This is a genomic window from Cellulomonas citrea (assembly GCF_009829685.1).
GTDB lineage: Bacteria > Actinomycetota > Actinomycetes > Actinomycetales > Cellulomonadaceae > Cellulomonas > Cellulomonas citrea.
In genome coordinates this window covers 21,218-28,486 of sequence record NZ_VWSD01000022.1, presented here as the reverse complement: position 1 = coordinate 28,486, position 7,269 = coordinate 21,218, and the positions used below count along the sequence as shown (strand labels likewise).

Below are 7,269 nucleotides of genomic sequence, written 5' to 3'. Positions count from 1 at the left end.
GCGGACCCTGGCGTCACCCTGGCGAGCCAGGGGGTGCTGGCCGGGTACCAGATCAGGCAGCCCGACCAGGGGAGCCAGTGGGTGCACGAGTTCAACGACACGGCACTGGACGTGCAGTCGGCGGGGCCGGCGCCGGTGCGGGTGCTGCTCGGGCCGGGAGATGTGCGGGAGCTGACGCCCGAGGCGGTCCCGACGGGGCTGGTGGTCGACACCCTGGGGGCGGGGGACGTGCTGCACGGTGCGATGGCGGCGGCGCTCGCGGGAGGGGCCGGTCCGCTCGACGCGCTGGCGGCCGGTGTCCGGACGGCGACGGCGTCGGTGCGGCACCGCGGTGCGCTCGGCTGGACCGGCTGAGCCGCTGGCCCCGGCGCGGGGTGTGGGTCTCGCGGATGTCCGAGTCGTCACGTTCTGGTCACGATCGCGTCACCCTCTTGACCGCGATTAGTTAGGAAGGTCTACTAACAAATGTGACGACGGCAGCGCAGACGTCGCCCTCCGGGGCGGCACGCAGGGTCGAACGGGCCCTGCGGCCCACGGCCAAGGTGCTGCCCGGCCACGCCCGGGCGCACAACCGGGCGCTCGTCCTCGGTCACCTGTTCCGCACCGGCCCGTCGTCGCGCGCCGACATCGCCCGCAGCACGGGCCTCACGCGGGTCACGGTCTCCGACCTGGTCGCCGAGCTCGTCGAGGAGGGCTTCGTCGCCGACCTGGGCGTGCGCACCGAGAGCCGCGTCGGCAAGCCCGCCACCCTCGTCGGGATGCGCACCGACGAGCTCGCCATCGTGGCGCTCGACCTCACCGACGACGCCGAGGCGCTCGGCGCCCTGCTCACCCCGCACGGCGAGGTGCTCATGCGCCGGTCGGTGCCGTGGGACGGACGCTCGGGGGCCGCCGCGGTCGACCTCGTGCGCGATCTGGCCCGTGAGGTCCTCGACGCGGCCGACCGTCGCGTGATCGGCGCCGGCATCGCCTCCCCGGGCGTCATCGACCCCGTCGGCACCGTCGTGCAGGCCCCCAACCGCGGCTGGCAGGACGTGCCGCTCGCCGCCCTGCTCACGCAGGCGCTCGGCGTCCCCGTGCACGTCGCCAACGACGCCGACACCCGGGCGCTCGCCGAGTTCACCTACGGCGGCGCGGCCGGCTCCGGCACGCTCGTGCTCACCATCGGCGCCGGTGTGGGTGCCGGCGTCGTCGTCGACGGGGGGCTGCTGCGCGGCACCCACTTCGCCGCCGGTGAGATCGGGCACGTCACCGTCGTGGACGCCACGACGGGGGAGACGCCGTACCCGTGCGCCTGCGGGCGTGACGGCTGCCTGGAGACCGTGCTGTCGGTACCGGCCCTGCGCCGGCGCACGGCCGGTCTCGACCACGACTCCGCGGCGGCCGCCCTGGCCTCCGCGGGCCGGTTGCTGGGGCTCGCCCTGGCGCCGGTGGTCAGCGTCCTCGACCTCGCGGAGGTCCTGCTCTCCGGTCCGCCGGAGCTGCTGGACGGACCGCTGCGGGCCGCGGCGCTGGACACCCTCCGGGCGCGCACGATGCCGGTCATCGGATCCGGCCTCGTCGTGCGCACCGGGTCACTGGGCGAGGACGTCGCGCTCGCGGGCGCGGCCGTCCTGGTCCTGTCGGGCCAGCTCGGGGTCTCGTGACGACCCCGAGCCGGCCCCTTGCAGGTCGAAAGCTCCACCCGGCGACGCCGACCGGCACTCGCCTATCTCACGGGAGGAACCCCAACGTGAAGATGCTACGTTTCGCGGCGCTCGGCGCGGTCGCCGCGCTCGCGCTCACCGCCTGCACGTCCGGCTCCGGGTCGACGACGTCGTCGCCCTCCGGCACGCCGGCACCGGCCACCATCAAGCTCTGGCTGGCCGGTGGCGACACCCCCGACCCGCTGCGCGAGTACCTCAAGACCGAGTTCGCCAAGCAGAACCCGGGCTCGACGCTCGTCATCGAGCAGCAGGACTGGGGCGACCTGGTGACCAAGCTCACCACCGCGCTGCCCGACAAGGCCAACACGCCCGACGTGGTCGAGCTGGGCAACACCCAGTCCTCGACGTTCACCAACGTGGGGGCGTTCCTCGACATCTCCGACATGTACGACGAGCTCGGCGGCGCCAAGCTGCTGCCCAGCTTCGTCGCAGCCGGTGAGGTCGACGGCAAGAACTACACGCTGCCGTACTACTTCGGCTCCCGGTACGTGTTCTACCGGTCCGACCTGTGGTCCGCCGCGGGCGTCACCGCGCCGCCGGCCACGCTCGGCGACTTCAACGCCGACGTCGCCAAGATCGCCGCGGCCGACCCCAAGGGCATCGCGAACCTGTCCGGCTTCTGGCTGGGCGGGCAGGACTGGCGCAACGCCATCTCCTGGATCTTCGCCAACGGCGGGGAGCTCGCGGTGAAGAACGGCGACACGTGGACGTCGACCATGTCCGACCCCAAGACGCAGGAGGGGCTCAAGCAGCTCCAGACGCTGTGGACCACCGCCTCGAAGGCGCCGCGCGACGCGACCGACGCCAACACCTACAACCACCTCAACGACGCCGACTCGGTGACGGCGGGCGACGGCACGAAGACGGCCTACTCCCTGGACGCGGCGACCATCATGGCGCCGGGCTGGGCGCACTGGTCGATCGGTGACCTGGGTCAGAAGGACGGCAAGGACGTCCGCACCTGGAACGACTCGACCTTCGGCGTCTTCCCGCTGCCCGGTGTCGACGGCGGCTACGCCCCGGTGTTCGCCGGCGGCTCCAACATCGGCATCTCCGCGGCCTCGCAGCACCCCGAGCTGGCCAAGTCGCTGCTGAAGATCATCTTCAGCCCGGAGTACCAGCAGATGCTCGGCAAGAACGGCCTGGGCCCGGCCAACGCGGACTACGTGTCCTCGCTCGGTGACGACCAGTTCGCCAAGGCGCTCATCAACTCCGCGCTCAACTCCAAGCTCACGCCGGCCGCGCCGGGCTGGGCCGCCCTGGAGTCGAGCAAGAAGCTGGAGGAGTTCTTCCAGAAGATCTCCGAGGGCGCCGACATCGCGGCCACGGCCAAGGCGTTCGACGCCGAGGCCACGCCGATCCTCAACGGCAAGTCCTGACGCCCGGCCCGGCCCGCCGCGCGCGGGCCGGGCCACCTCCCGTCCCCGTCCCCGGGGCTGTGCGCGCCTCGTGCGTGCAGCCCCGGGGGCCGGGCCGGTGCACGACCGGTCCTCCGCGGCCGGCCACGTCGCGCTGCCCACCTCGCACCTCACCCCCGCACGATGGAAGGAGGCCGATGGACCACCACGAGCCGTCGACCACGGTCCTGCCGACCGCAGGTCCGGCGACCGCCGGGCCGGTACCGGCCGTCCGCCGCCGGCGCCCCTCGCGGGTGCCCTATGCGCTGCTCGCACCGTCGGTCGCGATCCTGCTGCTCGCCCTGGCCTACCCGCTGTTCTGGCAGGTGGTCACCTCGATGCAGCAGTTCGGGCTGGCCCAGCAGTTCGGCAAGCCTCCGACCTTCGTCGGCCTGCGCAACTACGTCGACCTGTTCACCGACCCGTACCTGTGGACCGTGGTCGCCCGTTCGATCGCGTTCTGCCTGGTCAACGCCGGGGTGACGGTGCTCGTCGGGGTGCTCGTGGCCCTTCTCATGAAGGTGGTGCACACCCCCGTGCGGATCGGGGTCCAGGTGGCGATGCTGCTCGCCTGGGCGATGCCGGTGGTCGCCTCGATGACGGTGTGGCGCTGGCTCTTCGACTACCGGCACGGTGTGGTCAACGCGGCGCTCACCGCGCTCGGCCTGGACTTCACCGGGCACTCCTGGCTGGAGAACCCGCTCTCGTTCTTCTTCGTCGCCACCGTCATCGTCGTGTGGATGTCGGTGCCGTTCGTCGCCTTCTCGGCCTACGCCGGCCTCACCCAGGTGCCCGACGAGGTGCTCGAGGCCGCCGCGCTCGACGGGGCCAGCGGGTACAAGGCGTTCCGCTGGATCACGCTGCCGATGATCTCGCCCGTGCTGTCCATCGTGCTGCTGCTACAGATCATCTGGGACCTGCGGGTGTTCGCCCAGATCAGGCTGCTGCAGGACGCCGGCGGCACACCGAGCGAGACCAACCTGCTCGGCACCTACATCTACTCCCTCGGCGTCGGCTCCGGTGACTTCGGTGCCGCGTCCGCCGTCTCGATCTTCGTGCTGGTGCTCACGGTCGCCCTGTCCTGGGGCTACGTCCGTCGGCTGCTGCGCGACGAGGAGGACTCGTGAGCACGATCGCCGCTGCACGTCCGGCCGCCCTCCGCCCGCCGGGCCGTCGCCGGGTGCGCCCCGGCCGGCTGCTCGCCTCGGGCGTCGGCGTCCTCGTCGCGCTGGCCTGGGCGTTCCCCGTCTACTGGATGGTCGACTCGTCGTTCATGTCGAGCGTCCGGCTGCAGGACGGGCGGGTCCACCTGCTGCCGGTCAACGCCTCCTGGGACAACTACGCGAGCGTCTGGGCGTCGGGCTCGTTCCTGCCCGCGTTGCGGATGTCGCTCGCGGTGACCTTCCTGACCCTGCTCGTCACCCTGGTCTTCGCGTTCCTCGCGGCCCTGGCGATCAGCCGGTTCCGGTTCCGCGGCCGACGCGGCTTCATCCTCGCCGTGCTGCTCATCCAGATGCTGCCGGCCGAGGGCCTCTTCATCGCCCAGTACCGTCTGGTGGGGTCGTTGCACCTGCTCAACACCGTGCTCGGCGTCTCGATCCTCTACATCGCGGCCGTCGTGCCGTTCACGGTGTGGATGCTGCGCGGCTTCGTCGCGGGGGTGCCGATCGAGCTGGAGGAGGCCGCGATGGTCGACGGGCTCTCGCGCACCCAGGCGTTCGTGCGGATCACCTTCCCGCTGCTCGCGCCGGGGCTGGTCGCCTCCGGGGTGTACGCGTTCCTGCAGGCCTGGAACGAGTTCACGGTGGCGCTCGTCGTGCTGCAGTCCGACGCGTCCAAGACCCTGCCGATCTGGTTGCGGTCCTTCGTGCAGGCCTCGGCCAGCCGGGACACCGACTGGGGGCAGGTGATGGCGGCCTCGAGCCTCATCGCGGTGCCGGTCATCGTGTTCTTCCTCTTCGTGCAGGGTCGGATGACGTCGGGGCTGGTGTCCGGTGCCGTCAAGGGCTGACCGCAGGCTGCGGGTCGGCCTCGACATCGGGGGCACCAAGACCCAGGCCGTGCTGCTCGACGAGGCCGGTGCGGTGCTCGCGACCGCCCGCACACCCACGGTGCACGGGGTGGCCGGGGTGCTGGACGCCGCAGTCACGACGGTCGACCGGGTGCTCGCCGTCGCCGGCCAGGTGTGGCCGGGCTCGGTCGGGGTCGGGTTGCCGGGTGTGGTGGACGCCGAGGCCGGCCGGGTCGAGCACGCGGTCAACCTCGGCATCGACGAGCCGGTGGCCCTCGCGGCGCTGCTCGCCGAGCGGCTGGGCGTGCCGGTGCGCTGCGAGAACGACCTCAACGCCGCGGCGATCGGGGCCCGGCAGGTGCTCGTCGCCGCGGGGGAGACCGATGTGGACGACCTCGCCTTCCTCGCCCTGGGCACCGGGCTGGCCGCGGGGCTGCTGCTCGTCGTCACCGTCGTCGCCGACCCCGGGGCCCGCTCCCGGGGTGCGCTGGGGGCCGCTGCGGTCGTCCTGCTGGCCTCGGCGCTCGTGTGGGCGGTCGTGCTGTTCGTCGGTTGGGGGCCGCAGGTGGCCGCCGCCGTGACGGTCGGAGCCGTCCCGCTGGCGCTGCGCGCGCTGCCCAGCACGCTGCTCGACGTCCCCGACGGCTACTTCATCGACTACGAGGCCTCGATGGGCACCCGGTGGTCGATCCGCGGTCGCGTCCCGGCCGACCCGGGCCCCGTCGACGGTGCCGGGATCGGCGGACAGGTGCAGGCCGCGACCGCCGCACGCACGTCCGGCACGCTCGTGCTCAGCGTGCTCGGGGCGGTGTCGCTGCCGTTCGCCGTCCCCGCGGAGCCTGCCGGCGGTCTGGTGCTGGGCGGCCGGATCGCGCTGCTGATCTGCTACGCGACCGCGATGACGCTCCTCGCGCGCAGCGTCGGGGTGCGTGGCCTGCACTGGGCGCCGCGCGGCTCGGCGGCGGTCGCGGTCGTCGTCGGTGCGCGGCTGGCGCTCGACGCCCTGCCCGCCACGGGTGCGGCACTCGCAGCCTGCGCCGCGCTGCTCGCGGGTCTGGTGGTCGCGGGCCTCGTCGTCCTCGTCGGACGCGGCGCCCGTTCGCTCGTCCTGTCGCGGACGGCCGACATCGCCGAGACGCTGACGATCGCGCTCAGCCTGCCGGCCGGGCTGCTCGCCGGTGACCTGATCGACCACCTGCGCGCGCTGGTGGCGGCATGAGCGCGGCCGTCGCGGTGTGCTGGAACTGCCGCGCCCCCCTGGGCGAGGGTCCGCAGTGCCAGACCTGCGGGGCACGGCGGGACCCGGGCCTCCGGCCCCCTGCCGGCGCGTCCGGCGAGGGCCGTCGGCGCGCCGCGCCAGGTGCGCTCGGCCCGCAGCTCCGCGGCCGTGCGGCCGGGGTCGGCCGACGCCTCGCGGCGTTCACCTGCGATGCGGCGCTCGTGCTCGCGGTGCTGGTGGCCGCCGCCGTGACCACCCGGTCGCCGGTGCTCGTGGCGGTCCTCGGGCTGGAGGCGGCCCTCGCCCTCGCGCTGTGGGAGGCCCGCACCGGGCTCACGGTGGGCAACGCCCTGCTGCGGCTGCGCACCAGCCGGGACGACGGTCCGATGTCCCCGGGCGTCGGGCGCCAGGCGGCACGCGGGGCCGTCCTCGCCCTCGGTGTGCTCGCCGGGACCGTCGGCGCCTGGGTCGTGGTCGCCTCGAGCGCCTGGGACCCCACCGGTCGACGGCGCAGCTGGGCCGACCGGGCCGCCGGCACCGTCGTCGTCGCGGTCGACCGGCGGGAGCGTCCGGCCCGGCCGCCGTCGCCGACAGCGCGCTGCTCCTCGTGTTCGACACCGGGCAGCGCGAGTACCTGCCGTTGGGCGCGGTCGCCGTGCTGGGGCGCGGCCCCGCACCTGCCGTGCCCACCGACCTGACGATCACCGTCCACGACGACGAAGGCACCGTGTCCAAGAACCACCTGCGCCTCGAGCACGCCCGCGACGGCGTGTGGCTCACCGACCTCGGCTCGACCAACGGCACCGAGGTGCTCGCCGACGACGGGACCACCGCCGCGCTGCCGGCCGCGACCCGCCTGGCGCTCCCCGAGGGTGCACGCGTCCGGCTCGGCCGCCGGGCCTTCACCGTCTCGCTCGTCGTGCGGGGTGCCTGAGC

General features: G+C 73.6%; 8 protein-coding genes. All 8 read left to right on the top strand.

Annotated elements, in window-relative coordinates:
• Positions 1-354: PfkB family carbohydrate kinase (locus F2B26_RS04495; protein ID WP_235929498.1), on the top strand; the 354-nt coding region annotated here is incomplete at its 5' end.
• Positions 355-467: 113 nt separating this feature from the next.
• Positions 468-1,646 carry an ROK family transcriptional regulator gene (locus tag F2B26_RS04490; protein ID WP_159806872.1) on the top strand — a complete coding sequence of 393 codons (1,179 nt, stop codon included), beginning with the start codon at positions 468-470 and terminating at the stop codon, positions 1,644-1,646.
• A gap of 92 nt (positions 1,647-1,738) precedes the next feature.
• Positions 1,739-3,085 (top strand): extracellular solute-binding protein, encoded by a 1,347-nt coding sequence (locus F2B26_RS04485; protein ID WP_159806876.1) that lies wholly within the window; start codon positions 1,739-1,741, stop codon positions 3,083-3,085.
• Between the two features lie 176 nt (positions 3,086-3,261).
• Positions 3,262-4,230, top strand: coding sequence for a carbohydrate ABC transporter permease (locus tag F2B26_RS04480; protein ID WP_159806870.1), 969 nt, complete (start codon positions 3,262-3,264; stop codon positions 4,228-4,230).
• Positions 4,227-5,114, top strand: coding sequence for a carbohydrate ABC transporter permease (locus F2B26_RS04475; RefSeq protein WP_159806868.1), 888 nt, complete (start codon positions 4,227-4,229; stop codon positions 5,112-5,114). The genes F2B26_RS04480 and F2B26_RS04475 overlap by 4 nt, the downstream gene beginning before the upstream one ends.
• Complete coding sequence (locus F2B26_RS04470) at positions 5,098-6,333, top strand: ROK family protein (RefSeq protein WP_159806866.1); 1,236 nt, start codon at positions 5,098-5,100, stop codon at positions 6,331-6,333. Before F2B26_RS04475 ends, F2B26_RS04470 begins: the two co-directional genes overlap by 17 nt.
• Positions 6,330-7,031: an RDD family protein gene (locus F2B26_RS04465; protein WP_159806864.1), complete on the top strand. Its 702-nt coding sequence runs from the start codon at positions 6,330-6,332 to the stop codon at positions 7,029-7,031. Before F2B26_RS04470 ends, F2B26_RS04465 begins: the two co-directional genes overlap by 4 nt.
• On the top strand, positions 7,016-7,267 hold the full coding sequence (locus F2B26_RS04460; protein WP_159806862.1) for an FHA domain-containing protein: 252 nt from the start codon (positions 7,016-7,018) through the stop codon (positions 7,265-7,267). The genes F2B26_RS04465 and F2B26_RS04460 overlap by 16 nt, the downstream gene beginning before the upstream one ends.
• Positions 7,268-7,269: the final 2 nt, after the last annotated feature.

Bases quoted from the DNA above. Each gene is read 5' to 3' on its own strand.
- F2B26_RS04480 (WP_159806870.1), top strand. From the start codon at position 3,262: ATGGACCACCACGAGCCGTCGACCACGGTCCTGCCGACCGCAGGTCCG.
- F2B26_RS04485 (WP_159806876.1), top strand. From the start codon at position 1,739: ATGCTACGTTTCGCGGCGCTCGGCGCGGTCGCCGCGCTCGCGCTCACC.
- F2B26_RS04465 (WP_159806864.1), top strand. From the start codon at position 6,330: ATGAGCGCGGCCGTCGCGGTGTGCTGGAACTGCCGCGCCCCCCTGGGC.